We start from the raw sequence: 24829 nt of genomic DNA, 5'->3' as shown, positions 1-24829 counted from the left end.
CGAGACCCATTGGGGCTGCCTTGCAGCCCATCGCCGGCAAGCCGGCTCCTACAGAGACAGCGCAGATCCGTAGGAGCCGGCTTGCCGGCGATGGGCCGCAAAGCGGCCCCCACAGACAAGATCAAAGCACCGCCTTCGGATAGGAGCCCAGCACCTTCAGCGCCACGGCCTCCTGGCTGATCTGCTCCAGGACCGCCTTGATCAACGGATCGCGGTGGTGACCGACGAAGTCGATGAAGAACACGTAGGTCCATTTACCACTACGCGACGGACGGGTTTCGATGCGAGTGAGGTCGATGCCGTTTTCATGGAACGGCACGAGCAGCTCATGCAGCGCCCCCGGCTTGTTGCTCATGGAGACGATGATCGAGGTCTTGTCGTCGCCGGTCGGCGGCACTTCCTGGCTGCCGATCATGAGGAAGCGCGTGGAGTTGTCCGGGCGGTCCTCGATCTTCTCGGCCAGACGGGTCAGGCCATACAGGTTGGCCGCCATGTCGCCGGCGATCGCCGCCGAGTTCCACTCGCCCTTGACCCGCTTGGCCGCCTCGGCGTTGCTGGACACCGCCACGCGCTCGACGTTCGGATAGTGGGCGTCCAGCCACTTGCGGCACTGGGCCAGCGACTGGGCATGGGAGTAGATGCGGGTGATGCTGTCGGTCTTGGTGTTCTCACCCACCAACAGGTGGTGGTGGATACGCAGCTCGACTTCGCCACAGATCACCATGTCGTGCTCGAGGAAGCTGTCCAGCGTATGGCTGACCGCACCCTCGGTGGAGTTCTCCACCGGCACCACGCCGAAGTTGACGGCACCGGCCGCCACCTCGCGGAACACCTCGTCGATGGCCGCCATCGGGCGGCTGACCACGGCATGGCCGAAATGCTTCATGGCCGCCGCCTGGGTGAAGGTGCCCTCGGGGCCGAGGTAGGCGATCTTGAGCGGCTCTTCCAGGGCCAGGCAGGAAGACATGATTTCACGGAACAGCCGCGCCATCTCTTCGTTGTCCAACGGCCCCTTGTTGCGCTCCATGACGCGCTTGAGCACCGCTGCCTCGCGCTCGGGGCGGTAGAACACCGGCTTCTCGCCTTCGGCGAGGGTGGCGGTCTTGACCTTGGCGACTTCCTGGGCGCAACGGGCGCGCTCGCTGATCAGCTCGAGGATCTTCTCGTCGAGGCTGTCGATGCGAACGCGCAGCGCCTTGAGTTCCTGATCGGACATCAAGCGTGCTCCTTCTCGAACTCGGCCATGTAGCCGACCAGGGCTTCGACAGCCTCCAGACCCAAGGCGTTGTAGATCGAGGCGCGCATGCCGCCAACCGAACGATGCCCCTTGAGGTTCAGCAGGCCGCGGGCATCAGCGCCCGCGAGGAAGGCCTTGTCCAGGCGCTCGTCGGCCAGGCGGAACGGCACGTTCATCCACGAACGGGCGTTGTGGCTGATCGGGTTGGTGTAGAACTCGCTGGCGTCGATGAAACCGTACAGGCGGTCTTTCTTCGCGCGGTTGCGCTGCTCCATCGCCTCGACGCCACCCTGCTCCTTGAGCCACTCGAACACCAGGCCCGAGAGGTACCAGGAGTAGGTGGCCGGGGTGTTGTACATCGAGCCGTTGTCAGCCGAGACCTTGTAGTCGAGCATGGTCGGGCAACTGCTGCGGGCGCGCCCCAGCAGGTCTTCGCGCACGATCACCACCACCAGGCCGCTGGGGCCGATGTTCTTCTGCGCACCGGCGTAGATCAGGCCGTACTGGGAGACGTCGATCGGGCGCGAGAGGATGTCCGAGGACATATCGACCACCAGCGGTACGTCACCGGCCTCGGGCACCCAGTCGAACTGCAGGCCGCCGATGGTCTCGTTGGACGCATAGTGCAGGTAGGCGGCGTTCTTGCTCAGCTGCCATTCGTTCTGGCCAGGGATCGCCAGGTAATCGTATGCCTTGGCGCTGGCAGCAACGTTGACGCTACCGAAGCGACGTGCTTCCTCGATGGCTTTTTTCGACCAGATACCGGTCTCGACGTAATCAGCGACGCCGTTTTCCGGCAGCAGGTTCAGCGGAATCTCGGCGAACTGCTGGCTGGCACCACCCTGCAGGAACAGCACCTTGTAGTTGGAGGGGACGGACAGCAGATCGCGCAGGTCCTGTTCGGCCTTTTCGGCGATGGCCACGTAGTCGTCGCTGCGATGGCTCATTTCCATCACCGACAGACCCTTGCCGCGCCAGTCCAGCATTTCGGCCTGGGCACGCTGCAGGACAGCATCAGGAAGCGCGGCCGGGCCTGCGCAGAAGTTAAAGGCTCGTTTGCTCACATCCACTCTCGCTCTGCCAAATAGAACAAATCGTAACTTGCAGGCTCGCCAAGCCCTGTAGGAGCGGCCTTGCGCCGCGAAAGGGCTGCGAAGCAGCCCCCAGATCATACTGTGCCGCTAATATTCCGGGGCCGCCACGCGGCCCTTTCGCGGCACAAGGCCGCTCCTACAAAGGGCCGGCGTTGCCTGTTCCAATCAGTCAAACGGGGCGACCTTGGTCGCCCCGCTCGGGTTGTTGCTTCACTTATTCCTGAGGCGCCTCTTCAGCACCCGCGTCGTCCTCGCCCACCGCATCGAGCGGGGCGCCCTCCTCGTCCGTTTCGATCAGCTCGTCGAGCTCTTCCTCGGATGGCTCCTGGACACGCTCCACGCCGACCAATGTCTCGTCGGTGGCCAGCTTGATCAGCGTAACACCCTGGGTGTTACGGCCCAGGCTGGACACTTCGCCAACCCGCGTGCGCACCAAAGTACCCTGATCGGAGATCAGCATGATCTCTTCGCCTTCCTGCACCTGGATAGCGCCGGTCAGCAGGCCGTTGCGCCCCTTGGTGCCCATGGCGATCACACCTTGGCCACCACGACCACGACGCGGGAACTTCGACAGCGGAGTACGCTTGCCGAAGCCGCGCTCGGAGGCGGTAAGGATTTGCGCGCCAGACTCCGGAATCAGCATGGAAATGATGCGCTGCCCCTTGCCCAGCTTCATGCCACGCACGCCACGGGCGGTACGGCCCATTTCGCGCACCACGCTCTCGGCGAAGCGGATCACCTTGCCGGCGTCGGAGAACATCATGACTTCCTTGGCACCGTCGGTGATAGCAGCGGCGATCAAGGTGTCACCCTCCTTGAGCTTCAAGGCGATCAGGCCATTGGAGCGCGGACGAGCGAACTGCACCAGCGGGGTCTTCTTGACGGTACCGGAGGCAGTGGCCATGAAGATGTAGGCGCCGGTAGGCTCGGCAGCCCACTCTGGCGTGTCGCCGTCTTCCTCGTCGACTTCCTCGACCTCGACCAGCTCACCCTCGATCACACCGTCGTCACCGTCTTCCAGCTCTTCTTCCGGATCGGCGTGCTGCTGCAGGGCTTCCAGGTCGATCTGCAGCATGGCGGTGATGCGCTCACCCTCCTCCAGCGGCAGCAGGTTGACCAGCGGACGGCCACGGGCGGCGCGGGAGGCCTCGGGAATGTCATACGTCTTGAGCCAGTACACCTTACCCTTGCTGGAGAACAGCAGGAGCGTCGCATGGCTGTTGGCGACCAGCAGGTGTTCGATGTAGTCCTCGTCCTTCACGCCGGTCGCCGACTTGCCCTTGCCGCCACGGCGCTGGGCCTGGTAGGCGGACAACGGTTGCGTCTTGGCGTAGCCGCCGTGGGAGATGGTCACCACGCGCTCTTCTTCGGGGATCATGTCCCCGTAGTTGAGGTCGTGACGGGCATCGAGGATTTCGGTGCGACGGGCATCGCCGTACTCGGCACGGATCGCTTCGAGCTCTTCGCGGATCACTTCCATCAGGCGCTCGGCGCTGCTGAGGATGCGGATCAGTTCACCGATCTGCTCCAGGATTTCCTGGTACTCAGCCAGCAGCTTCTCATGCTCCAGGCCGGTCAGGCGGTGCAGACGCAGGTCGAGGATGGCCTGGGCCTGTTCCGGCGACAGGTAGTACTTGCCTTCACGCAGACCATACTGCTCCGGCAGGTCTTCCGGGCGGCAGGAGTCGGCGCCAGCGCGCTCGACCATCACCTGCACGGCGCTGGATTCCCAGGCGGTGCTGACCAGGGCTTCCTTGGCCTCGGACGGCGTCGGCGAAGCCTTGATCAGGGCGATGACCGGATCGATGTTGGACAGCGCAACGGCCTGACCTTCGAGAATGTGACCGCGCTCACGGGCCTTGCGCAGCTCGAACACGGTACGACGCGTCACTACCTCACGGCGGTGACGGACGAACGCTTCGAGCAAGTCCTTCAGGTTCAGCAGGCGCGGACGACCGTCGATCAGGGCGACGATGTTGATGCCGAACACGCTCTGCAGCTGAGTCTGCTGGTAGAGGTTGTTGAGCACCACCTCCGGCACCTCGCCGCGACGCAGCTCGATGACGATGCGCATGCCGTCCTTGTCGGACTCATCGCGCAGCTCGGTGATGCCTTCGATCTTCTTCTCCTTGACCAGCTCGGCGATCTTCTCGATCAGACGCGCCTTGTTCAGCTGGTAAGGGAGCTCGGTAACGACGATCTGCTGGCGGCCACCGACCTTGTCGATGTCTTCGATTTCCGAACGGGCGCGCATATAAATGCGGCCACGGCCGGTGCGATAGGCCTCGATGATGCCCTGACGACCGTTGATCAGGCCTGCTGTCGGGAAGTCCGGGCCCGGGATGAACTGCATCAGCTCATCGACCGTGATGTCGGAATTATCGATCAGCGCCAGGCAACCATCGATCACTTCGCCCAGGTTGTGCGGCGGGATGTTGGTGGCCATGCCCACGGCGATACCGCTGGAACCGTTGACCAGCAGGTTGGGGATCTTGGTCGGCATGACCGCCGGGATCTGCTCGGTACCGTCGTAGTTGGGCACCCAGTCGACGGTTTCTTTATGCAGGTCGGCCAGCAGCTCGTGGGCCAGCTTGGACATGCGCACTTCGGTGTATCGCATGGCCGCGGCGTTGTCGCCGTCCACCGAACCGAAGTTGCCCTGGCCATCGACCAGCAGGTAGCGCAGCGAGAACGGCTGCGCCATGCGCACGATGGTGTCGTACACGGCAGTGTCGCCGTGCGGGTGGTACTTACCGATCACGTCACCGACCACACGGGCGGATTTCTTGTACGGCTTGTTCCAGTCGTTGCCCAGCTCGCTCATCGCATAGAGAACGCGACGATGCACGGGCTTCAAGCCGTCACGCGCATCGGGCAGCGCTCGCCCGACAATCACGCTCATCGCGTAGTCGAGGTAAGACTGTCTCAGTTCGTCTTCGATATTGACCGGGAGGATTTCTTTGGCCAGTTCGCCCATGAGAAGCCTGATTCCTTTTTCTGGTGAAACTTCGCCTGGTCCCTCGTAGGACGAACGAAGCTCGCCGCCGCTGCGTGAAGGGAAGCGACGACATACGACAAATCAATGAGTTGTGCCATGGATCTGCGCAATGAAGGCCGCTGCAAAGAACGGCCTTGGAAACTGCCGGATGGTATCACAAACGCTGGACGCATGGGAGATGCGGCAGGTTGCCATGCAGCACCATCCGAATGAATTGAAAAACGCCTCAGTGGAGGCGTTTGCGACACATCAGCTGGGCGATTTTCGCCGCATCCGGGCGTTCGACCACGCCCTTTTCGGTAACGATCACGTCGATCAGGTCGGCTGGCGTGACATCGACCACCGGGTTGTACACCTCGACATCGGCCGTGACTTGGATACCCGCCACTTCCAGCAACTCTTCCACGCCGCGCGTCTCCAGCGGGATATCCTCGCCCGTGGCCAGGTTCAGGTCGATGCTGCTGCTGGGCGCCACCACCATGAAGCGCAGCCCGTGATGCATGGCCGCCACCGCTATCTGGTAGGTGCCGATCTTCGCCGCCACGTCGCCATTGGCGGCGATGCAGTCGGCGCCGACCACCACCCAACTGATGCCCTTGGTTTTCATCAGGTGCCCTGCCGCCGCATCGGCAACCACGGTCACTGGCACGCCGTCGGCGGCCAGCTCCCACGCGGTCAGCCGCGACCCTTGCAGCCACGGACGGGATTCACAGGCATAAACCTGCTCGACCATCCCCTCCAGCGTGGCGGCGCGAATCACCCCCAAGGCGGTGCCAAAGCCACCGGTAGCCAGTGCCCCGGCGTTGCCATGGGTGAGCAGGGCCTGCTCGCTGCCTTGGTGCTTGCGGATCTGCTCCACACCGAACTGGGCCATGGTCAGGTTGGCTTCACGATCACTTTCATGGATGGCGATCGCCTCGGCCTCCATGACTGCCAGCACATCCTCGCCTGGACGCAGGCGCTGCAGGCGCTCACGCATGCGATTGAGCGCCCAGAACAGGTTGGCAGGCGTGGGGCGCGCCTCGCCCAGCGCCAGGAAGTCCTCTTCCAGGGACTCCTCCCACCCCTCGCCTTCGGCCAGGCGCTGACGCAACGCCAGCACCAGCCCATAGGCGGCGCTAATGCCGATTGCCGGAGCGCCGCGCACCACCATGTCGCTGATCGCCTCGGCCACCTGCGCCACACTGGTGCAAGTCAGCCAGCACTGCTCCAATGGCAGCAGGCGCTGGTCGAGCAGGTGCAGCGCGCCATCGTGCCATTCGATGCCCGTCACCGTCTCCGCCGCCATCAGTTGCTCGCGCATCGCCTCTCCCCGTCGCCCTGGCATCAAAAGGCGGCGATTATAGCGACCCTCAGCCGCGGCCGCTCGGGTATACTGCGCGTTTAACCGAACCGACCCTGGTATATACCGCGCATGTCTTCCTCCATGCCCCCCCTTGACCTGTTGCTGGCACCGCGCTGGCTGGTACCCGTGGAGCCGGCTGGCGTGGTGCTGGAACATCATGCGCTGGGCATCCGCGATGGCCAGATCGCCTGGCTCGGGCCGCGTGAGCGCGCCCCATTGGCAAAACAGGTGCGGGAGCTCCCCGATTGCCTGCTCACCCCCGGCCTGGTCAATGCTCACGGCCATGCCGCCATGTCGTTGTTCCGGGGGCTGGCCGACGACCTGCCGCTGATGACCTGGCTCGAGGAGCACATCTGGCCGGCCGAAGGGCGCTGGGTCGATGAAGCCTTCGTGCGCGACGGCACGGACCTTGCCATTGCTGAACAGCTCAAGGGCGGCATCACCTGTTTCGCCGACATGTACTTCTTCCCCCGCGAAGCCTGCGACCGCGTGCACCGCAGTGGCATCCGCGCGCAAATCGACGCCCCCCTGCTGGACTTCCCCATCCCCGGCGCCCGCACACCGGAAGAAGGCCTGCACCTGGCCATCGAGCTGTTCGGCGACCTGCGCCACCACCCGCGTATCACTGTCGCCCTTGGCCCGCATGCCCCCTATACCGTCAGTGACGCGAACCTGGAGAAGATACGCATCATCGCCGACCAGCTCGACGCGCCCGTGCACATGCATATCCACGAGACCGCCAGCGAAATCGAGCAGGCCCTCAAGGATAACGGCGAGCGCCCACTGGCCCGCCTCGCCCGCCTGGGCCTGCTCGGCCCCAACCTGCAGGCGGTGCACATGACCCAGGTCAGCGACGAGGATCTGGCGCTGCTGGTAGAAAGCAACACCAGCGTGGTCCACTGCCCCGAATCCAACCTCAAGCTGGCCAGCGGCTTCTGCCCGGTGGAGCGCCTGTGGCAGGCCGGTGTGAATGTGGCGGTCGGCACCGACGGCGCCGCCAGCAACAACGACCTCGACCTGCTCGGCGAGACCCGTACCGCCGCCCTGCTGGCCAAGGCGGTCGCAGGTACGGCCACGGCGCTGGACGCCCATCGCGCCCTGCGCATGGCCACGCTCAATGGCGCCCGGGCACTGGGATTGGAGGCCATCACCGGCTCGCTGGAAGTAGGCAAGGCCGCCGACCTGGTCGCCTTCGACCTCTCCGGCCTGCAGCAGCAACCGGTGCACGACCCGGTCTCGCAACTGATCTACGCCACCGGCCGCGATTGCGTGAAAGACGTCTGGGTCGCCGGCCATGTTCTGGTTCAAGACCGCCGCCTGACGCAGATGGACGAAGCCGCGCTGGCCAGCACGGCCCGCGCCTGGGGAGCCCGCATCGGCGGGCGCAACGAATAACCGGCCGGCAGCCACGGCTGCCGCCCTGTAGCACTTTCATCGAAGATTCAGAGGACTGTTCACATGAGCAACGTCGACCACGCCGAAATCGCCAAGTTCGAGGCCCTGGCCCATCGCTGGTGGGACCGCGAGAGCGAGTTCAAGCCGCTGCACGACATCAACCCGCTGCGGGTCAACTGGATCGACGAGCGCGTGAGCCTGGCCGGCAAGAAGGTCCTGGACGTCGGTTGCGGCGGCGGCATCCTCAGCGAGGCGATGGCCCAGCGCGGCGCCACCGTCACCGGCATCGACATGGGCGAGGCGCCGCTGGCAGTAGCCCAACTGCACCAGCTGGAATCCGGCGTGGACGTCGAATACCGGCAGATCACCGCCGAGGCCCTGGCCGAGGAGATGCCCGAACAGTTCGACGTGGTCACCTGCCTGGAAATGCTCGAACACGTGCCCGACCCGTCGTCGGTGATCCGCGCCTGCTACCGCATGGTCAAGCCGGGCGGCCAGGTGTTCTTCTCGACCATCAACCGCAATCCGAAAGCCTACCTGCTGGCCATCATCGGCGCCGAGTACATCCTCAAGATGCTGCCGCGCGGCACCCATGACTTCAAGAAATTCATCCGCCCTTCGGAGCTGGGCGCCTGGAGCCGCGTCGCCGGGCTTGAAGTGAAGGACATCATCGGCCTCACGTACAACCCGTTGACCAAGCACTACAAGCTGAGCAACGACGTCGACGTCAACTACATGATCCAGACCCTGCGCGAGGAATGAGCATGCGCCTGCGAGCAGTACTCTTCGACATGGACGGCACCCTGCTGGACACGGCGCCGGACTTTATCGCCATCTGCCAGGCAATGCTCACCGACCGCGGCCTGCCGACCATCGACGATGCACGCATCCGTGACGTGATTTCCGGTGGTGCCCGGGCCATGGTCGCCGCGACCTTCGCCATGGACCCGGACGCGGAAGGCTTCGAGGCCCTGCGCCTGGAGTTCCTCGAGCGCTATCAGCGTGATTGTGCGGTGCACAGCAAACTGTTCGACGGCATGCCGGAACTGCTGGCCGACATCGAGAAAGGCAACCTGCTGTGGGGCGTGGTCACCAACAAGCCGGTGCGCTTTGCCGAGCCGATCATGCAACGCCTGGGCCTGGCCGAGCGCTCGGCACTGCTGATCTGCCCCGACCACGTGAAAAACAGCAAGCCCGACCCCGAGCCGTTGATCCTGGCCTGCAAGACCCTCGACCTCGACCCGGCCAGCGTGCTGTTCGTCGGTGACGATCTGCGTGATATCGAGTCCGGCCGCGACGCCGGCACCCGCACCGCAGCCGTGCGCTATGGCTATATTCATCCAGAGGACAACCCCAACAACTGGGGCGCCGACGTGGTGGTGGACCACCCGCTGGAACTGCGCAAGGTGATCGACAGCGCGCTGTGTGGCTGCTGACTTTCAGCGGCAAGCTACATGCTTCAAGCTGCAAGAGCCGACAGGCATCACGCCAACTCACTCTTGTTGCTTGTAGCTTGTAGCTTGCAGCTCTCACTCAAGGATCTGACATGTTCGACTACACCGCCCGCCCCGACCTGCTAAAGGGCCGGATCATCCTCGTCACCGGCGCCGGCCGCGGCATCGGCGCCGCCGCTGCCAAAGCCTATGCAACATTGGGCGCCACCGTGCTGCTACTGGGCAAGACCGAGGCCAACCTCAACGAGGTGTACGACCAGATCGAAGCCGCCGGCCACCCGCAGCCCGTGGTGATCCCGTTCAACCTGGAAACCGCCCTGCCCCACCAGTACGACGAACTGGCGGTGATGATCGAGGAGCAGTTCGGGCGCCTCGACGGCTTGCTCAACAACGCGTCGATCATCGGCCCCCGTACACCGCTGGAGCAGTTGTCCGGCGACAATTTCATGCGTGTGATGCATATCAACGTCAACGCCACCTTCATGCTCACCAGCACCCTGCTGCCGCTGCTCAAGCTGTCGGAGGACGCCTCGGTGGTGTTCACCTCCAGCAGCGTCGGGCGCAAGGGCCGGGCCTACTGGGGCGCCTATGGCGTTTCGAAGTTCGCCACCGAAGGGCTGATGCAGACCCTCGCCGATGAGCTCGAAGGTGTCGCGCCGGTACGCGCCAACAGCATCAACCCGGGCGCCACGCGCACGGCGATGCGGGCCCAGGCGTATCCGAGCGAAAACCCGCAGAACAACCCGCTACCCGAAGAGATCATGCCGGTGTACCTGTACCTGATGGGGCCGGACAGCAAGGATGTGAACGGGCAGGCGCTGAACGCGCAATAAGGGCCTGTTCGCCGGCAAGCCGGCTCCTACGAGATTGACCTTGCAGGAGCCGGCTTGCCGGCGAACGTTCTCAGCCTGCCGCCAGTGCCGGGCGCACCCGCCCCTGCTGACGCCCTTCCAGCTGCATGCAACGCTCCAGGAACAGGAACATGCAGTCGTAGCTCTTGCAGATCGACCTGCGCAGCTCGGTGCGCAACCCCAGCGTGGGGTTCTCGCCGGCCAGGGTGCAGATGATCTCCAACGCCTCCCACGGGTGGGCATCGTCGTACTGGGCGTGCATCTTCAGCCACTTCATCGCGCGCTTGCGGGTTTCCTCGGGGAAGCCTTGGGCGTAGGTATCAGTCGAGCAGACCACCGCCGACCATTCGCCCGTGGCGCCTTCGATGGCGTAGTTGGTGGCCGCCATCGAGATGGCCAGCGACTCGGTGGCGCATACCCGCCAGCACCAGTCGTTCAGGCCATTGAGCTCGGGCGGCACTTCCTGGGCCTGCAGCTCGTGCAGGTGAATGCCATGGGCCTGGCACCAGTGCACCCAGTAGTCGGCATGGTTGAGTTCGACGCGGATGTTGCGCATCAGCCAGCGCCGCGCCATATCCTCTCCAGGATGGCGGGCATAACGGGTCTTGGTGAGGTTGTGGGCCATGTACAACGAAAACTGTTCGACCACCGGCCAGCCACCTATCAGGTACTGGCGGATGGTGGCCGGCCGCAGCTGGCCATCGCGCAGGCGCTGATAGAACTCGTGCTCGACTACTCGGCGCTTGCTTTCGCGGCAATCCTCGATCAGTTGCTGGGCCCAATCCGGATAACTGGCCGGATCCATCAATGGTCCGATCCTTACGAACGCGTCAATCACTGTCAGCTCCTTGATTCCCTGTGATGACCGGGCAAAGTTCAGCGAAAGGTCCCCGGCGCCCGGTGCAGCAGGGGCCTCGCGGCAATCCGTTGGCGCTGCAGGCTGTCGCAGGTGAAGACCTGCGGGCGTTCGATGAGGTAGCCCTGGGCATAGTCCACGCCGATCTCCTGCAACGCCTGCTCGATCAACGGCGTCTCGACGAACTCGGCGATGGTCCGCTTGCCCATGACGTGGCCGATGTGATTGATCACTTCGACCATCGCCCGGTTGATCGGGTCATCGAGCATGTCCTTGACGAAACTTCCGTCGATCTTCAGGAAGTCTACAGGCAAATGCTTCAAATAGGCGAATGACGACATTCCGGCACAGAAGTCATCCAGGGAGAATTTACAGCCCAGCGCCTTCAATTCATTGATGAATCGAATCGCACTGCCCAGATTGGCGATCGCGCTGGTTTCGGTAATTTCAAAACAAATCAGCCAGGGTGGGATGGAAAACTCCTCGAACAGCCGCTGCAGGTACTCGAGGAACTTGTCATCGCCGATGCTCGACCCCGACAGGTTGATCGCACACATCGCCAGCGGCCCTTCACGGCCTTCGTCCAGGCACTGGCGCACCACCTGGAACACACTGCGCACCACCCAACGATCGAGGGCGGTCATGAGGCCATAGCGTTCGGCGGCGGGGATGAAACTGTCCGGCAGGATGGTGCGACCGTTTTCGTCGTGCAGGCGCAGCAGGATCTCGAGATGCCCAGCGCCTTCGTGTGGCCGCAGGGGGGCAATTTCCTGGGCATAGAGGCAGAAGCGGTTTTCTTCCAGGGCCACGTGCAGGCGCTGGATCCAGGCCATCTCGCCGAAACGCATGGACAGCTCGCTGTCGTCGGCATGGTACACCTGGACCCGGTTGCGGCCTTTTTCCTTGGCCATGTAGCAAGCCATGTCGGCGGCGCGCAGCGAGGCTTCCAGGGTGCCGGGCGGCTGGGCAATATGCACCAGGCCAATGCTGACCGTGGTAACGAAGGGCCGCCCCTTCCAGACGAAATGCAGGCTTTGCACCGCTTGGCGCAGGTGCTCGGCGATGCGCTCGGCCTGGTCCGGCGGGCAGTTCTCCAGCAGCACGCCGAACTCGTCACCGCCCAGTCGGGCCAGTGTGTCGCCCTCGCGCAGACCGGATTGCAGCACTGCACAGATATGCCGCAGCAACTCGTCGCCGGCGGCATGCCCACAGGTGTCATTGACCAACTTGAACTGATCGAGGTCGAGGAACATCAGCGAATGGCGCCCAGCCTGGCGCGCCAGGGCATTGAGCGCCTGCTCCAGGCGATACTCGAACTCGCGCCGGTTGGCCAGGCCGGTGAGCGCGTCATGGGTGGCCTGCCAGGACAGGTTGGCGATGTACTGGCGCTCCTGGGTCATGTCGTGCAGCACCACGACGATGCCGCTGACCTGCCCTTCGGTGAGGATGGGCGACCCCACCAGGTTGACCGACACGGTACTGCCGTCCAGGCGCTGGATCAGCCGGGCGTGCTCGGCACCACCCTTGAGGCTGCCACTAAGCACCTGCTCGACCAACGTGCGGCTGTCGCTTTCGGCGTTCTCGTCGAGCAGGCTGAACAGGGCCGCCAGGGGCAGCCCCTGCGCCTGGGCGGCCTGCCAATGGGTCAACTGCTCAGCGGCCGGATTCATATAGGCGATACAGCCGTCGACATCGGCAGTGATCACGGCGTCACCGATCGACTCGAGGGTGATCTGCGCCCGCTCCTTCTCCTCCTGCAAGGCGATGGCGAAGGCCTGGCGCTGGGCCAGCAACTTGCTCGAGCGCCGCCAGGCCATGGCGATCAGGAACAGCGCCGTGGCCAGGTTGGTGAGCATGAGTACCTTGAGCAGTACCCGCGAGCCTTCGCCCAGCGCATCGCTGAACGCCTTGGCGGCCGGCGTCACGCCATCGTTGATGGCAACGATATGCGCCTTCCAGTCCAGCACCTGCCGCGCCTCGACGCCACCGGCGTTGAAGCCGTCGCGCATCTGCACGGCCAGCACATCGAGCTGGCGCAGGTAGTCGTCACCCACATCCCAGAGATCGATGGCCGTTTCCATGTAGCTGATATGGCGGAAATTGCGGTAGAACCAGATGATCCGGGCGACATCGTCGGGGTGGTTGCCGCCCTGCAGGATACCCGCGCGCGCAGCCTCGAGGTCCGGCTCGGGGCGATCCAGGGCCAGGCGCAGGTCATGGTCGCCTTTCGGTACGAGGATGGCTCGCTGGTAGCGCTCGAACGTCCGCGGATCACGGTCTTCGGCGTAGAGGCTCAGATAGTAGATGGCGTCTTTCTGCGCCTTGGACCACAAGCTCTCGCCTGCCACATAGGCGCGCATGGCGGACAATGCATAGAGGCTCAGGCTGCCCAGCAGCACCTGGAAGACCACAACGGCGACGAAAGGCCAGATGATACCCAGCAGCCTTGGTGCCTCGAGCGTCCGATTTCCCTTCATGTGGTCCCTGTCACTGCGGCAGATAAGGCACGAATCGACCTAGACAAGCACAGCGTAGGCCATTTGCCATGAGGCAGCGACAAGCTACAAGCCACAAGCCGCAAGAAAAAACAAAGTTGCCCTCACTTGTAGCTTGCAGCTTGAAACTTGCAGCTGTTTTTCTCAAGTCTGCTGCAAATGCCCGTACAGCTTGGCGTACAACCCACCTTCGGCGATCAGTTGCTGGTGACCGCCATCCTCGGCCACGTGCCCGCCGTCGAACACCAGCACCCGGTCGGCCTGCTTCACCGCCGAAAGGCGGTGGGCAATGATCAGGGTGGTGCGGCCGCTGAGGAAACGTGCCAAGGCCTGGTGCAGGTTGTACTCGGTGGCCGCGTCCAGTGCCGAGGTGGCTTCGTCGAGGATGACCACCTTGGGCTCGGCCAGCACCATGCGGGCAATCGCCAATCGCTGACGCTGGCCGCCGGACAGACGCACCCCTGAGCGCCCGACCACGCTGTCCAGCCTCTGGGGCAAGGCGGCGATGGTGGCATCCAGCTGGGCGATGCGCAGCGCCTGCCAGCAGGCTTCGTCGCTGCAGTCACGGCCCATGGTGAGGTTGGCGCGCACGCTGTCGTTGAACAGCGACGGGTGCTGCAGCACCACCGCGACGTTCTCGCGCAGCGTCTCCAGGCCAATCTCCTGCAGGCTGGCGCCACCAAAACGAATGGTCCCGGCCTGGGCGCTGTACAACCCCAGCAGCAACTGCACCAGGGTGCTCTTGCCACCACCACTGGCGCCGACGATGGCCACCTTCTCGCCCGGGGCAATGGACAGGTTGAGCTGGTCGAGTACGGGTTCTTCCGCGTAGGCAAAACGCAGGTCGCGCACTTCAAGCCCCACCGTCTCGCGCCCGGCGAACGGATCGCTGGCCGCCGGATACTGTGGCTCGTCGGCACGCGCCAGCAGCTCATTGAGCCGGCTGAGCGCCCCACCTGCCGCGTAGTAGGCGTATTGCAGGTTCAACAGCTGCTCCACCGGGCCAATCATGAACCACAGGTAGCTGAACACCGCCAGCATCTGGCCGATGGACAGGTCGGAGAACAGCACGGTAAGCATGGCCGCGGCGCGGAAGATATCGATACCGAACTGGAACAGCAGGCCACTGGCGCGGCCACTGGCATCGCTCTTCCACTGCGAGGCCACGGCATAGTCACGCACCTCGCGGGCGCGCAGGCCCAGGCGCCCGAGGAAATACCCCTGGCGGTTGCCGGCACGGATTTCCTGGATGGCGTCCAACGTTTCGGTCAGCGCCTGGGTGAAACGTGCGGTACTGTCGTTCTCAAGCTTCTTCAGGTGCTTGACGCGCTTGCCCAACTGCACGGTGAAGTAGATCACCAGTGGGTTGAACAGCAGGATCAGCAATGCCAGCTGCCAGTGCATCCAGATCAGGATCGCGGCGGTGCCGGTCAGCGTCAGTACGGCCACCAGGAAGCGGCTGAGGGTTTCACCGACGAATTTGTCGAGGGTATCCAGGTCGGTAACCAGATGGGTGGTCACCGTGCCGCTGCCCAGGCTCTCGTATTCCTTGAGGGAAATACGCTTGAGCCGCTCGATCAGGCGAATGCGCAGGCGGTAGACGATATCCTTGGCCAGCCCGGCGAACAGCTTGGCCTGGACCACATTGAACGCCAGCGCGGCCAAACGCAGGCCCAGGGTGGCGCACAGCATCAGGCCGATGTAGCCAGCCGCGACCTGCCAGCCGGCAGGCAGGAAGTTGTTCATCCACTTCAGCGCGGCGTCGCCATGCCCCAGCAGCACTTCGTCCACCAGCAGCGGCAGCAGCAGCGGGATCGGCACGCTGCACAGGGCCGCGAGCACGGCCACCAGGTTGGCGGTCCACAGGGCTTTCCTGTGTTGCAGGGCCAGGCGGCGGATTTCCGCCCAGCTCAGGCGATCAGGCACGGCAGGGGGCTTCCCTGGCACAGGGTCTGGCGACCCTGGCAGATCAAGCACAGGTGGCCTGCTGCAGCCAGCGGCCGAGCAAGGGCTGCAGGCTTTCCAGCGGCTGGTAGCCGTTGGTCAGCAGTGCCAGTTGGCCATTGCGCTCGGCGAGCAGCGTGGGGAAACCGGCGATACCCAGGTCCTGCACCCAGGCAAAATCGGCGCTGGTGGCGGCCCGGGTGTCATGGCTGGCAAAACGGTGCGCGAACGGCTCACGGTCGTATCCGGCCTGCTCGGCCAGGTCCACCAGTTGCGGGGCACGGGTGACGTCGACGCCCTGCTCGTAGAACGAACGCTGGATCAGCTTGAGCAAACGCCAGGCGCGCTGGTCATCCAGCTCCCGCGCCGCGACCAGCGCGCGGCACGCAGGTTCGGTGTCATAGACGAAACCGTCGGGCATCGCGCCTTCGAAGCGGAACGGCTGCCCGGTGGCATCATGCACGGCCTGCCAATGCTCGAGGATGTACTTGCGGGTCGAGGCGTCCAGGGCGCTGCCGCCGCTGCGCAGGCCGCCCGGCACCAGCCGGGTGCCGACCCCGGCCTCACGGGCCTGGGCGATCAATGCCTCGGCCACCGGAGCGAAACCCCAGCACCAGGAGCACATCGGGTCCATCACATAGAGCAGGCGTGCGGACATGCATCAAGCCTCGGCTTTGTAGTTGTAGCCGATCGGGTGCGGTTGGTTGCGCGCCTTGGCCAGCTCGATCTGCTTCTGGCGGTCGATGGCGCTGCGCCGGGTCTTCTCGCTCAGGGTGTCCCAGCAATGCGGGCAGCTCACGCCTGGCGAATAGTGCTCCGACTCCCGGTCCTTCACATCGATCGGGTGGCGGCAGGCATGGCACTGGTCGTACTCGCCCTCGCTCAGGTCGTGACGCACGGTGACCCGGTTGTCGAAGACGAAGCAGTCGCCGTCCCAGAGGCTTTCTTCCTGGGCTACTTCCTCGAAGTATTTCAGGATGCCGCCTTTGAGATGATAGACGGCTTCGAAGCCCTCACCGAGCATGTAGCTGGACGCTTTCTCACAGCGGATGCCGCCGGTGCAGAACATGGCCACCTTCTTGTGCTTGCTCGGGTCGAAGTTGGCCTTGATGTAGTCGGGGAACTCGCGGAAGGTTTCGGTCTTCGGGTCGACGGCGCCCTTGAAGGTGCCGATGGCCACTTCGTAGTCGTTGCGGGTGTCGATCAGCAGCACTTCCGGGTCGCTGATCAGGGCGTTCCAGTCTTTCGGGTCGACATAGGTGCCCACCGCCTTGTTCGGGTCCACGCCCGGCACGCCCAGGGTGACGATCTCTTTCTTGAGCTTGACCTTGGTGCGGTAGAACGGCTGCTCGTCGCAGTACGACTCTTTATGGTCGACATCCACCAGGCGCGGGTCGTTGCGCAGCCAGGCGAGCAGCGCATCGATGCCTTCGCGGGTGGCCGACACGGTGCCGTTGATGCCTTCATTGGCCAGCAACAGGGTGCCTTTGACGCCGTTGTCGGTCATGGCCTTGAGCAGGGGCTCGCGCAGTTCGACGTAGTCTTCCAGGGTGACGAACTTGTACAACGCCGCCACGACGATCGGTTGGGACATGGATGTGCATCTCCAGGTGGTTGCCCTCGTAAGGGGCGGACCGGGTTTGACAAAAGCAAGGGGGCTGCTGCGCAGCCCATCGCCGGCAAGCCGGCTCCTACAGGTTTTGTAGAAGCTGGCTTGCCGGCGATGGGCCGCGCGGCGGCCCCCAAGGGAATGACGCGGATTGTACCAGAACGACGGAAAGGATTCAGTGCCCGCCGCCGGCGCACACCGGCGAGGCTGGCGCCACACCGACCGCCGCCCATTCTTCGGGCGTGTAGGTATGGATGGCCAGGGCGTGGATCTCGCCCATCAGCTCACCCATGGTGGCGTAGACCTTCTGGTGGCGCTTGACGCTGTTCAGCCCGGCGAACTGCTCGCTGACCAGCACCGCCTTGTAGTGCGTTTCCTGGCCACGGCTGTGCATGTGGCTCTCGTTGTGCACTTCGAGGTGCTGGGTGCCCAGTGGCGCCAGTTGCTGCTCGATGCGTTGCTGCATGCTCATCGCGTCAGGCTCACTTCTTCGCTGGCGCCTTGCCGGCGTTCGGGTCGAGTTCCTTGGTCATGTCGTCGAGCAACTTGTTCACCACCGGCACGGCCGGCTCCAGGCTTTGCTGGGTCAGTTGGGCCGATTGCTGGGTGACTTTAGGCATTTCGCGCAGGACTTTCTTGCCCAGCGGCGACTCGTAGAACTTGACCAGGTCGTTCAGCTCGCCTTCGGTGAAGGTAGCGGTGTACAGGTCGACCATCTTCGGTTTGAGCTTCTTCCAGCCAATGGCGTTGTCCAGGGCGGCGTTGGCCTTGGCCTGGTAGCTATCGAGGACGGACTTCTTGGCGGCTGGCGCCTTGGTTTGTTCGAAACGCTGGGCGAACATCTGCTGGACCTGCATGTACACCGGGGTGCCCAGCTTGTCGGCATTGGCCAGGGTCAGGAATTTCTCGGCGGCAGCATTGTGGCTGGGGGTTGCGGCGAGTACCTGGCCGCTGGCGCAGACCAGGGCAACGGCGGCACAGAGGACACGAAGACGGGTCATTGCATTTCCTTCAAGAAAGAGAGGCGAGCACCTCAGAGTAGAGCATTCTGCGCCGTGGTGGCGAAGTGCTCAAGTGGCACGACAAACGATGGAACCGCGCTGTCGAATCAGGGCCTAAACTGCGATTTCGGACTACAAAGGAGTGAGCGCAGCATGAGCCGTATCGAGACAGACAGCCTGGGCCCGGTCGAAGTTCCGGAGGACGCCTACTGGGGTGCGCAGACCCAGCGTTCGCTGATCAACTTCGCCATCGGCAAGGAGCGCATGCCGCTCGCGGTGCTGCATGCCCTGGCGTTGATCAAGAAAGCGGCGGCGCGGGTCAACGATCGCAACGGCGACCTGCCCGCCGACATCGCCCGGCTGATCGAACAGGCTGCCGATGAAGTGCTGGATGGCGAACATGACGACCAGTTCCCGTTGGTGGTCTGGCAGACCGGCAGCGGCACCCAGAGCAACATGAACGTCAACGAAGTGATCGCCGGGCGCGCCAATGAACTGGCCGGCAAGGGTCGCGGCGGCAAGACGCCAGTACACCCCAACGACCACGTCAACCGTTCACAGAGTTCCAACGACTGCTTCCCCACCGCCATGCATATCGCTGCCGCCCAGGCGGTGCATGAGAAGCTGTTGCCCGCGATAAACGAACTCGCTTCAGGATTGAAGGAGCTGTCGGAGCGCCACAAGGATCTGGTCAAAACTGGCCGCACACACATGATGGATGCCACCCCCATCACCTTTGGCCAGGAGGTGTCGGCGTTCGTCGCCCAGCTCGACTACGCCCAGCGCGCCATCCGCGCGACCCTGCCGGCGGTCTGCGAACTGGCCCAGGGCGGCACCGCCGTGGGCACCGGGCTCAATGCACCGCACGGTTTCGCCGAAGCCATCGCCGCCGAACTGGCCGCCCTGTCCGGCCTGCCGTTCGTGACCGCGCCGAACAAGTTCGCCGCCCTCGCCGGCCACGAGCCGCTGACCAGCCTGGCGGGCGCGCTGAAAACCCTGGCCGTGGCGTTGATGAAGATTGCCAACGACTTGCGCCTGCTGGGTTCGGGCCCGCGCGCCGGGCTTGCCGAAGTACGCCTGCCGGCCAACGAGCCCGGCAGTTCGATCATGCCCGGTAAGGTCAACCCGACCCAATGCGAGGCCTTGTCGATGCTGGCCTGCCAGGTGCTGGGCAACGACGCGGCGATCGGCTTCGCCGCGAGCCAGGGGCATTTGCAGTTGAACGTGTTCAAGCCGGTGATCATCCACAATTTGCTGCAGTCGATCGAACTGCTGGCCGATGGCTGCCACAACTTCCAGCAGCATTGCGTGGCCGGGATCGAGCCGGATGCCGGGCAGATGGCGGCGCACCTGGAGCGCGGGCTGATGCTGGTGACGGCGCTGAACCCGCACATCGGTTATGACAAGGCGGCGGAAATCGCCAAAAAGGCCTACAGCGAAGGCAAGACCCTGCGGGAGGCGGCGCTGGAGCTGAAGTACCTGACCAACGAGCAGTTCGACCAATGGGTGCGGCCGGAGAACATGCTGGCGCCAGGGGGCAAGGGCTGATCTGCTGGTTCGCCGGCAAGCCGGCTCCTACAGGGATCGCTTCCGTAGGCGCCGGCTTGCCGGCGAACCGATCAACGCAGCACTTCTGCCCGCCTCGCCTTCCACCCCGCCACCAGCGATGGCCCCAATGCCACCAGCGCCGAACCCAGCACCACCGTCACCGCGCCCACATACCCCAGGCCATTGATATCCTCGGCCTGCACATGCTCCGGCCACACCCAGGCCGCCGATGCCACGGCGACAAAGGTCACCAGCGGCGTCAGCGCCAGCGTGGCACTCACCCGCGAGGCCTCCCAATGCGCCAACGCCTCGGCGAACGCACCATAGGCCACCAGGGTGTTGAGGCAGCAGGCCAGCAGCAGCCAGCCCTGCACCGGGCTCAGTTGCAGCGCCTCCAGTGGATGCACCCAGGGCGTGAGCAGCAGCGCGCAGCACAGGTAGATCACCATCATCACCTGCTGCGAGTTCCACACCGTCAGCAATTGCTTCTGGCTCAGGGCGTAGAACACCCAGATGCTGGTGGCGAGGATGATGGTCAGCACACCGGTGGTGTAGGTGCCGAGCGATGTGAACAGCTCCTCCAGGCGCTGGTTGAAGAACAACCCGAAGCCTGCCAGCAACACCAGCAACCCCAGGCCCTGCCCGAGGCTGAAGCGTTCCTTGAACACGAATACGCTGGCCACCAGCAACAGTACCGGCCCGAGCTGTACCACCAGTTGCGCCGTACCGGGGCTGAGCAGGTTGAGCCCGACCAGGTACAGCACATAGTTGCCGACCAGACCACCCACCGCGACCGCCACCAGCCCCTTGCCCTTGAGGCCCAGGTGCCTGAACGACGGTAGCCGCCGATTGGCCGCCAGCCAGGCGAACAGCAGGCCACCCGAAACGCTCAGGCGGTACCAGGTGACCGTCACCGGGTCCATCACCTGCAGCACCTGTTTGAGCTTGATCGGCAGGATGCCCCAGAGAAACGCGGTCATCAGGGCCAGCGACAGGCCGTAAGCCCAGCGGCCGGAAGAAATGTGCATGGTGTCCTCGATCAGGCCGGTAGCGGGAGAAGTGCAGTCTAAGGGCTTGGCGGGGGGAACGTGGCGGGAAAAGATTTCATCAGGTCATTCCCTGAGTGCATGTCTGATTGCCCCAGCCGGGCTGACACCGTCTTGTAGGAGCGGCCTTGCGCCGCGAAAGGGCCGCAAAGCGGCCCTCTGGGCTGCTCGGTTTACACATGGACGGGGCCGCTACGCGGCCCTTTCGCGGCACAAGGCCGCTCCTACTTCTTGGCGAACGCCGCCTCCAGGGCCTCGTTGATCGTGCGCAGCACCTTCACCCGTGCCCAGCGCTTGTCGTTGGCCTCCACCAGGGTCCACGGCGCGATCTCGGTACTGGTGCGGTCGACCATGTCGCCCACCGCCTCCGCGTACACATCCCACTTGTCACGGTTGCGCCAGTCTTCCTCGGTGATCTTGTAGCGCTTGAACGGGATCTGTTCACGCTCCTCGAACCGCTCGAGCTGGGTCTGCTGGTCGATGGCCAACCAGAACTTGACGACCACCACGCCGGCATTGCGCAACTGTTCCTCGAAATCGTTGATCTCGCCGTAGGCGCGCATCCAGTCGGCTGGGCTGCAAAAGCCCTCGACCCGCTCCACCAGCACCCGGCCATACCAGGAGCGGTCGAAGACGGTGAATTTGCCGCGCGCCGGGATGTGCCGCCAGAACCGCCAGAGGTACGGCTGGGCACGTTCTTCCTCGGTGGGCGCGGCAATCGGCACGATGCGGTACTGGCGCGGGTCCAGCGCTGCCGCCACGCGGCGAATGGCCCCGCCCTTGCCAGCAGCGTCGTTGCCTTCGAACACCGCCACCAGCGCATGCCGGCGCATGTGCTTGTTACGCAGAAGCCCCGCCAGGCGCGCCTGCTCGGTGACCAGTTGCTCCTCGTAGTCGCGCTTGTCCAGGCGCTTGCTCAGGTCGAGCGCGCCCAGCAGGCTCTTCTGGTCGATGCTGCGCCCCAGCGGTGCGACGTTGCCCTGGTGCTTGAGCGGCTTGTTGGCCAGCGCCGCCTGCAAACTCTCCAGCAGGATGCGCCCCACCGCCAGGCTGCGGTAATGCGGGTCGACGCCCTCGATCACGTGCCAGGGCGCATAGTCGCGGCTGGTGCGGCGCAGCACACGCTCGCCGAAGCGCACAAAACGGTCGTAGGTTTCCGATTGCTGCCAGTCCAGCGGGCTGATGCGCCAGTTGTGCAGCGGGTCTTGCTTGAGCGCCTTGAGCCGCGCCTTCATCTGCTTCTTCGACAGGTGGAACCAGAACTTGATGATCAGCGCGCCCTCGTCGCAGAGCATCTGCTCCAGGCGCTCGGCACCGGCGATGGCCTGGTCGAGCACGGCGTCCTTGAACTGCCCATGCACGCGGCCTTCGAGCATCTGGCTGTACCAGTTGCCGAAGAACACGCCCATGCGCCCCTTCGGTGGTAGCGCCCGCCAGTAGCGCCAGGCCGGCGGGCGGGCCAGCTCTTCATCGGTCTGCTGGTCAAAAGTGCGCACCTCGATCAGCCGCGGGTCCATCCATTCGTTGAGCAGCTTGACCGTCTCGCCCTTGCCGGCGCCCTCGATGCCGTTGATCAGCACAATCACCGGAAACCGCGACTGCTGCTTGAGTTCGTATTGGGCTTCGAGCAGCGCCTCGCGCAGGGCGGGGACTTCTGCTTCATACGTTTCCTTGTCAATGCTATGACCGATTTCCGCGGATTCGAACATGGATGGCTCCCTCATTGGATAAGCAAGACTAGCGGAAATGTACTTCGCCTGTACCGGCCCTTTCGCCGGCAAGCCGGCTCCTACAAGGGGCACGCCGGCCAAGGATGGGCAGGTACAACCTGCGCAAATGCCACGGATGACATAAAATCCGCCCATCCGCTGCAACCGAGCCAACCATGTCCACCCTTCTTCAGCATGCCCAGATCGACTGGGACGACCAGGGCCGCCCCCACTCGCGGCAATACGACGATGTCTATTTCGCCATCAATGAGGGCATCGACGAGACCCTGCACGTGTTCATCGAGCAGAACCATCTGCGCCAGCGCTTCGCTGAACTGACGCCGCACGACTGCCTGGTGATCGGCGAGACGGGCTTTGGCACCGGCATGAACTTCTTCTGCGCCTGGCAACTGTTCGCCGAACTGGCCCCGGCCGGGGCACGCCTGCACTTCGTCAGCGTCGAGAAGTACCCGCTGAGCCGCGACGACCTCGCCCGCGCCACGCAGCTTTGGCCAGAGCTGGCTGCTTTCACCCAGCCGTTGCTCGAGCAGTACGTGGCGATCCATCCAGGTTTCCAGCAGTTCAGCCTCGATGGCGGCCGAGTCACCCTGACCCTGATGATCGGCGATGCGCTGGAGCAGTTGCCGCAGCTCGACGCCCGTATCGACGCCTGGTTCCTCGATGGTTTCGCCCCGGCGAAGAACCCCGACATGCGGACGCCCGAGCTGTTCACCCAGCTGGCCCGCCTGTCGTGGCCGGGGACCACGCTGGGTACCTTCACCACCACCGGTTGGGTGCGTCGCTCGCTGATCGAAGCCGGCTTCAGCATGAAAAAAGTGCCGGGCATCGGCAAGAAATGGGAAGTGATGCACGGCGTCTATACCGGTGGCCAGGCCGCACCCGCCGCGCCCTGGTATGCACGCCCGGCTGGCCTGGCGGGCCCGCGCGAAGCACTGGTGATCGGCGCCGGCCTGGCCGGCAGCGCCACGGCCAGGAGCCTGGCCGAGCGTGGCTGGCAGGTCAGCGTGCTGGAGCGCCACGCCACCCCGGCCCAGGAAGCCTCGGGCAACCCGCAGGGCGTGCTGTACCTCAAGCTATCCGCCCATGGCACCGCGCTGTCGCAGATGATCCTCTCGGGCTTTGGCTACACCCGCCGCTGGCTCGAACACCTGCAGCGCGGCCAGGACTGGGATGCCTGCGGTGTGCTGCAACTGGCCTTCGACGATCAGGAAGCCGCACGCCAGGCCAAGCTGGCGGCTGCATTCGATGAAAGCCTGCTACAGCGGCTTGAACGTGACCAATCCGAGGCCGTGGCCGGCATCGCCCTGGCCAGTGGCGGCCTGTTCTATCCCGAAGGCGGCTGGGTGCATCCACCTGCCTTGTGCCAGGCGCAGCTCGGGCATCCGAATATTCGCCTGCTCAACCACCACGAGGTGATCGAACTGCGCAAGGCCGATGGCCTGTGGCAGGCCTGGGATGGCGAGCGCCTGCTGGCCAGCGCGCCGCTGGTGGTGCTGGCCGGTGCCGCCGATGTGCGGCGCTTCCCAGCCTGCGCCGAGCTGCCGCTCAAGCGTATCCGCGGGCAGATCACCCGCCTGCCGGCTACCGAGGCCAGCCGCGCCCTGCGCACGGTGGTCTGCGCCGACGGCTATGTCGCGCCGCCGCGTGGCGACGAGCACACCCTCGGGGCCAGCTTCGACTTCCACAACGAAGACCTCACACCGACCACCGCGGAGCACCAGGGCAACCTCGGGCTGCTGGAGGATATCTCCACCGACCTGGCCACACGCCTGGGTGCCGCCGAACTTGATGCCGAACAGCTCGAAGGGCGCGCGGCTTTTCGCTGCACCAGCCCCGACTACCTGCCCATTGTCGGGCCGGTCGCGGATATCCAGGCGTTCAACACGACCTATTCCATGCTGGCCAAGGATGCGCGACAGGTGCCGGATATCGCCTGCCCATGGCTGGATGGGCTGTACATCAACAGCGGGCATGGATCGCGCGGGTTGGTCACGGCACCGTTGTCGGGCGAGCTGATCGCGGCGTGGGTCTGCGGCGAACCGTTGCCGGTGCCCAGGGCCGTTGCCGAGGCGTGCCATCCTAACCGCTTTGCCTTGCGCCGCCTGATTCGCGGCAAGTAACGGATTGTTCGCCGGTTGGGCGATTCAATACGACCACTGTAGGAGCGGCTTTAGCCGCGATCACCCGCGTAGCGGGTGCCTGCCTCCGCGGTGGCTTCATCGCGGC

Annotated in this window: 19 protein-coding genes; 6 read left to right on the top strand and 13 right to left on the bottom strand. The window is 64.4% G+C overall.

Annotated features, from left to right (window positions below):
- Nucleotides 1-121: 121 nt before the first annotated feature.
- The 4 genes from pheA to mtnA all read right to left on the bottom strand — a co-directional run bounded on the left by pheA (nucleotide 122) and on the right by mtnA (nucleotide 6632).
- Nucleotides 122-1216, bottom strand: a complete 1095-nt coding sequence (gene pheA, locus NGM28_RS13750; RefSeq protein ID WP_011532773.1) for a prephenate dehydratase — start codon at nucleotides 1214-1216, stop codon at nucleotides 122-124.
- Nucleotides 1216-2301, bottom strand: coding sequence for a 3-phosphoserine/phosphohydroxythreonine transaminase (serC, locus tag NGM28_RS13745; RefSeq protein WP_240065956.1), 1086 nt, complete (start codon nucleotides 2299-2301; stop codon nucleotides 1216-1218). The genes pheA and serC overlap by 1 nt, the downstream gene beginning before the upstream one ends.
- Before the next feature lie 244 nt (nucleotides 2302-2545).
- On the bottom strand, nucleotides 2546-5308 hold the full coding sequence (gyrA, locus tag NGM28_RS13740) for a DNA gyrase subunit A (protein WP_240065955.1): 2763 nt from the start codon (nucleotides 5306-5308) through the stop codon (nucleotides 2546-2548).
- Nucleotides 5309-5555: 247 nt separating this feature from the next.
- Nucleotides 5556-6632, bottom strand: a complete 1077-nt coding sequence (mtnA, locus tag NGM28_RS13735; protein ID WP_252090514.1) for an S-methyl-5-thioribose-1-phosphate isomerase — start codon at nucleotides 6630-6632, stop codon at nucleotides 5556-5558.
- 123 nt (nucleotides 6633-6755) lie between these two features.
- Here mtnA and NGM28_RS13730 point away from each other — a divergent pair, with 123 nt between their 5' ends.
- The 4 genes from NGM28_RS13730 (at nucleotide 6756) to NGM28_RS13715 (ending at nucleotide 10356) form a co-directional block, all read left to right on the top strand.
- Entirely contained in the window at nucleotides 6756-8069 is a 1314-nt protein-coding gene (locus NGM28_RS13730; RefSeq protein WP_502943854.1) for a TRZ/ATZ family hydrolase, read from the top strand.
- Between the two features lie 63 nt (nucleotides 8070-8132).
- Nucleotides 8133-8831 (top strand): bifunctional 2-polyprenyl-6-hydroxyphenol methylase/3-demethylubiquinol 3-O-methyltransferase UbiG, encoded by a 699-nt coding sequence (ubiG, locus tag NGM28_RS13725; protein WP_011532768.1) that lies wholly within the window; start codon nucleotides 8133-8135, stop codon nucleotides 8829-8831.
- A gap of 2 nt (nucleotides 8832-8833) precedes the next feature.
- A complete protein-coding gene (gene mupP / locus NGM28_RS13720; RefSeq protein WP_011532767.1) occupies nucleotides 8834-9505 on the top strand; it encodes an N-acetylmuramic acid 6-phosphate phosphatase MupP in 672 nt (223 codons plus the stop codon).
- Nucleotides 9506-9615: 110 nt separating this feature from the next.
- Nucleotides 9616-10356 carry a YciK family oxidoreductase gene (locus tag NGM28_RS13715; RefSeq protein ID WP_252090512.1) on the top strand — a complete coding sequence of 247 codons (741 nt, stop codon included), beginning with the start codon at nucleotides 9616-9618 and terminating at the stop codon, nucleotides 10354-10356.
- A gap of 70 nt (nucleotides 10357-10426) precedes the next feature.
- On the opposite strand, the gene NGM28_RS13710 is transcribed toward NGM28_RS13715, so the two are convergent.
- From NGM28_RS13710 to NGM28_RS13680, 7 genes are all read right to left on the bottom strand, one after another.
- Entirely contained in the window at nucleotides 10427-11212 is a 786-nt protein-coding gene (locus tag NGM28_RS13710) for an iron-containing redox enzyme family protein (RefSeq protein ID WP_252090511.1), read from the bottom strand.
- A 38-nt stretch (nucleotides 11213-11250) separates the two neighbouring features.
- Entirely contained in the window at nucleotides 11251-13707 is a 2457-nt protein-coding gene (locus NGM28_RS13705; RefSeq protein WP_252090510.1) for an EAL domain-containing protein, read from the bottom strand.
- Between the two features lie 162 nt (nucleotides 13708-13869).
- The gene (locus tag NGM28_RS13700) at nucleotides 13870-15702 is read right to left on the bottom strand and encodes an ABC transporter ATP-binding protein (RefSeq protein ID WP_252090509.1); all 1833 of its coding nucleotides are present in this window, start codon (nucleotides 15700-15702) and stop codon (nucleotides 13870-13872) included.
- Entirely contained in the window at nucleotides 15695-16327 is a 633-nt protein-coding gene (locus NGM28_RS13695; protein ID WP_252090508.1) for a DsbA family protein, read from the bottom strand. Before NGM28_RS13695 ends, NGM28_RS13700 begins: the two co-directional genes overlap by 8 nt.
- Before the next feature lie 3 nt (nucleotides 16328-16330).
- Nucleotides 16331-17263: an oxygen-dependent tRNA uridine(34) hydroxylase TrhO gene (trhO, locus tag NGM28_RS13690; RefSeq protein ID WP_252090507.1), complete on the bottom strand. Its 933-nt coding sequence runs from the start codon at nucleotides 17261-17263 to the stop codon at nucleotides 16331-16333.
- Between the two features lie 190 nt (nucleotides 17264-17453).
- Nucleotides 17454-17750, bottom strand: coding sequence for a BolA family protein (locus NGM28_RS13685; protein ID WP_011532760.1), 297 nt, complete (start codon nucleotides 17748-17750; stop codon nucleotides 17454-17456).
- A gap of 10 nt (nucleotides 17751-17760) precedes the next feature.
- Nucleotides 17761-18279 (bottom strand): DUF2059 domain-containing protein, encoded by a 519-nt coding sequence (locus tag NGM28_RS13680; RefSeq protein WP_240065948.1) that lies wholly within the window; start codon nucleotides 18277-18279, stop codon nucleotides 17761-17763.
- A gap of 153 nt (nucleotides 18280-18432) precedes the next feature.
- Between NGM28_RS13680 and NGM28_RS13675 the strand changes: the two genes are divergently transcribed.
- Nucleotides 18433-19827 (top strand): class II fumarate hydratase, encoded by a 1395-nt coding sequence (locus NGM28_RS13675; RefSeq protein WP_252090506.1) that lies wholly within the window; start codon nucleotides 18433-18435, stop codon nucleotides 19825-19827.
- Between the two features lie 71 nt (nucleotides 19828-19898).
- On the opposite strand, the gene NGM28_RS13670 is transcribed toward NGM28_RS13675, so the two are convergent.
- Nucleotides 19899-20855 carry a DMT family transporter gene (locus NGM28_RS13670; protein ID WP_252090505.1) on the bottom strand — a complete coding sequence of 319 codons (957 nt, stop codon included), beginning with the start codon at nucleotides 20853-20855 and terminating at the stop codon, nucleotides 19899-19901.
- A gap of 242 nt (nucleotides 20856-21097) precedes the next feature.
- The gene (gene pap, locus NGM28_RS13665; RefSeq protein WP_240065945.1) at nucleotides 21098-22582 is read right to left on the bottom strand and encodes a polyphosphate:AMP phosphotransferase; all 1485 of its coding nucleotides are present in this window, start codon (nucleotides 22580-22582) and stop codon (nucleotides 21098-21100) included.
- Nucleotides 22583-22758: 176 nt separating this feature from the next.
- On the opposite strand from pap, the gene mnmC reads away from it, so the two are divergent.
- Nucleotides 22759-24723 (top strand): bifunctional tRNA (5-methylaminomethyl-2-thiouridine)(34)-methyltransferase MnmC2/FAD-dependent 5-carboxymethylaminomethyl-2-thiouridine(34) oxidoreductase MnmC1, encoded by a 1965-nt coding sequence (mnmC, locus tag NGM28_RS13660; protein ID WP_252090504.1) that lies wholly within the window; start codon nucleotides 22759-22761, stop codon nucleotides 24721-24723.
- Nucleotides 24724-24829 lie beyond the last annotated feature (106 nt).

It is taken from the genome of Pseudomonas sp. MWU13-3659 (genome assembly GCF_023757525.1).
Lineage (GTDB): Bacteria > Pseudomonadota > Gammaproteobacteria > Pseudomonadales > Pseudomonadaceae > Aquipseudomonas > Aquipseudomonas entomophila_E.
Note: the sequence above shows the minus strand (reverse complement) of the source record. Positions and strands in the feature narration are given on the sequence as shown.

Coding starts and splice junctions, on each gene's coding strand:
- pheA (WP_011532773.1), bottom strand. CDS start 1,216: ATGTCCGATCAGGAACTCAAGGCGCTGCGCGTTCGCATCGACAGCCTC.
- gyrA (WP_240065955.1), bottom strand. CDS start 5,308: ATGGGCGAACTGGCCAAAGAAATCCTCCCGGTCAATATCGAAGACGAA.
- mtnA (WP_252090514.1), bottom strand. CDS start 6,632: ATGCGCGAGCAACTGATGGCGGCGGAGACGGTGACGGGCATCGAATGG.
- NGM28_RS13730 (WP_502943854.1), top strand. CDS start 6,756: ATGCCCCCCCTTGACCTGTTGCTGGCACCGCGCTGGCTGGTACCCGTG.
- ubiG (WP_011532768.1), top strand. CDS start 8,133: ATGAGCAACGTCGACCACGCCGAAATCGCCAAGTTCGAGGCCCTGGCC.
- mupP (WP_011532767.1), top strand. CDS start 8,834: ATGCGCCTGCGAGCAGTACTCTTCGACATGGACGGCACCCTGCTGGAC.
- NGM28_RS13715 (WP_252090512.1), top strand. CDS start 9,616: ATGTTCGACTACACCGCCCGCCCCGACCTGCTAAAGGGCCGGATCATC.
- NGM28_RS13705 (WP_252090510.1), bottom strand. CDS start 13,707: ATGAAGGGAAATCGGACGCTCGAGGCACCAAGGCTGCTGGGTATCATC.
- NGM28_RS13695 (WP_252090508.1), bottom strand. CDS start 16,327: ATGTCCGCACGCCTGCTCTATGTGATGGACCCGATGTGCTCCTGGTGC.
- trhO (WP_252090507.1), bottom strand. CDS start 17,263: ATGTCCCAACCGATCGTCGTGGCGGCGTTGTACAAGTTCGTCACCCTG.
- NGM28_RS13685 (WP_011532760.1), bottom strand. CDS start 17,750: ATGAGCATGCAGCAACGCATCGAGCAGCAACTGGCGCCACTGGGCACC.
- NGM28_RS13680 (WP_240065948.1), bottom strand. CDS start 18,279: ATGACCCGTCTTCGTGTCCTCTGTGCCGCCGTTGCCCTGGTCTGCGCC.
- NGM28_RS13675 (WP_252090506.1), top strand. CDS start 18,433: ATGAGCCGTATCGAGACAGACAGCCTGGGCCCGGTCGAAGTTCCGGAG.
- NGM28_RS13670 (WP_252090505.1), bottom strand. CDS start 20,855: ATGCACATTTCTTCCGGCCGCTGGGCTTACGGCCTGTCGCTGGCCCTG.
- pap (WP_240065945.1), bottom strand. CDS start 22,582: ATGTTCGAATCCGCGGAAATCGGTCATAGCATTGACAAGGAAACGTAT.
- mnmC (WP_252090504.1), top strand. CDS start 22,759: ATGTCCACCCTTCTTCAGCATGCCCAGATCGACTGGGACGACCAGGGC.